At 43.7% G+C, this 1,781-nt stretch carries 1 protein-coding gene; it reads right to left on the reverse strand.

Features of this window, described 5'->3' with window-relative positions; all coding sequences use genetic code 11:
* Positions 1 to 1,628 (reverse strand): S8 family peptidase (locus tag ABW391_RS29385; protein ID WP_353485469.1); only part of this gene is annotated, 1,628 nt, incomplete at its 3' end.
* Positions 1,629 to 1,781: the final 153 nt, after the last annotated feature.

Consider the following 1,781-nt stretch of genomic DNA (forward strand, 5'->3'; position numbering starts at 1 on the left):
GCATCTGCAACTGCTTTATCTATGGCTGTTTTGGTTTCCATTTCAACTCTCGAAACTTCAGTTGACGTCACAAATTTCTCTGTCAGAATTGGGATTTGCGCCACACCATTGAGTTCCGGATACATGTGATTCATGTTCCAATTATTAGCTACGAGACTCTCAACAACTGCTCGTGGAGCGAAATAATATGCTGGCCATTCAAATGTTGTCACTTTAGAGAAGTTTCCATTTTGATCTACAAGTGCCAATCTCAGCAAAACGGCGGAATTAAACCAGTCAACAAATTTGGGTACCACGATATGAAATCTGTTAAACCCTTTTTTTGAGTGGGAGATTCTTGAAACCCAAACTCTAGATGGATCACTTTTCATACTCAATTCGGCGTACAAACAATCAGAGCTACGATGTAAATTATAGGAAAGCCCTATGTCGTAATAACCGGGATGAAGATCATCACGAATCATCGTTCCACCATCATCAAATTCATAATAGGGAGAATTGGCTGGAAAAAGAGAATTGACGGCTGGAAAAGTCTTCAAGCTCCCTGTCGGAGTGCAACTCTTATCTAATGAACTAATCGGAGCAACTTTTGGATCAGTAGGAAATTTAAAGTTGAGCAAGCTCTCTACGAATTTATCAAATCGAACCCTGCGCAAGTCCTTAACGTAAATATCGTCCACCCGATCGGCTGTTTCACGAGCGATTTCTAACATCGAACTGATTTCTAAATCAGGGCGTATAGATTTTCCAATCGCAAACATCGCCGCCACTACCGGGGCGGAGGCAGAAGTACCAGTAAAGGAATCAAACCAAAGTTCCTTTTGGCTTTTGTCAGCAGAAATAGTTGCTACCTCAAAACCAGTTGGAGCCAGTAATTTCAGTCTGGAATCCGTATTGCTGTAAATTGAAATTTTGCCCGTGTCGGGCTCAACTGCGCCTACGCCAACAGCTAATGAATCACATGCGGGGCCAATCATCATTGAAAGCCAACCGTTATTACCTGATGATGCAACCGGAGCAATTCCAGCTTCAAGCAATTTTGCAAAATAAGGATGCTCATCCAGGTTCTGGCAGTAATTAGGAGATCTTGCCCCGTCTCCGTAGCCACCCCACGACATGCTGACGGCTGCAATATTGTATTTTGTCGCATTCTTAACAACCCAATCCATTGCATTTCTGCTTGCAGCGCTACTCGAAGTTCTTATAGGAATTATCATGGCCTGGGGAGCAAACTCAAGTACAGCACTTGCCGTGAGTGTTCCGTGTATTGCAGGCTGACCGGAAGCCTCGATAGCTGGTTCTGAAGCCCCAGGACCTTCTACAAGCTCCTGATTATTTGGACAATACTTTTCATTAGGAAGCTGAACACAAACTTCGGTAGCGATTCTTCCCACAAATTGCCTGGTATCACTTCTTACTCCGGAATCAATAACTACAACTGAGGTGCCTTCGCCTTGGTATCCCTTTTCAAATACTTTATCGGCTCCAACTAGAATGCGTGCTTGTTGGAGCTTGGTTGTACTTGTGGGCAATTTTAAAAAGGGAAGCGGAGCGGCCTCAGCATTTGCAAGTTGAACGAATGATGACGCAAAGAGAATTAAAGCTACCGAAAGAGATCTCATTTTCATGAGTAGATTCTGTCGGAATTGTTGAAAACTTGATAGATCAACTCTTTTTTCAATAGGGCCCTACTGCACACGCAGAGATGAAGATGAGCTGTAGATTTACAAACTAGTGCCCCGAGTGGGGGTCGAACCCACACTGGGAGGATTTTAAGTCCT

The sequence above is a fragment of the Haliscomenobacter sp. genome (assembly GCF_040403615.1).
In the GTDB taxonomy this organism is placed as follows: domain Bacteria; phylum Bacteroidota; class Bacteroidia; order Chitinophagales; family Saprospiraceae; genus Haliscomenobacter.